Genomic DNA, 291 nt, shown 5'->3' on the forward strand with positions numbered 1-291 from the left:
GCTCGGTGGAAAAATATTCAGTGGTTCGGATGGGTGACCATGGCGCGAGGTGGCGCAGGTTACGTCGGTAGAACTCGCTTTCAAGCTCGGCCTGCTCTGGAGCGAGTATTTCGAGCTTCAGGCGTTGACAGGGCATAGTCAACAGCGGCATCGGGCGCTCCGGCGTGTGGGATTTTCCGGCAGCGTCGCGCAATTAGCCAGGTCACGGCAAGTCGTGGTGCAGAAGGGACTTTGTTTCAGGCAAAAAAAAGCCCGCAGGAGCGCGGGCGAACCGTAGTTTCTTGAATGAGC

At 57.7% G+C, this 291-nt stretch carries 1 pseudogene; it reads right to left on the minus strand.

Features of this window, described 5'->3' with window-relative positions:
• Positions 1-151: pseudogene (locus BK660_RS33270) on the minus strand (30S ribosomal protein S5 alanine N-acetyltransferase); the annotation flags it as partial.
• Positions 152-291 lie beyond the last annotated feature (140 nt).

It is taken from the genome of Pseudomonas brassicacearum (assembly GCF_003732265.1).
GTDB lineage: Bacteria > Pseudomonadota > Gammaproteobacteria > Pseudomonadales > Pseudomonadaceae > Aquipseudomonas > Aquipseudomonas brassicacearum_D.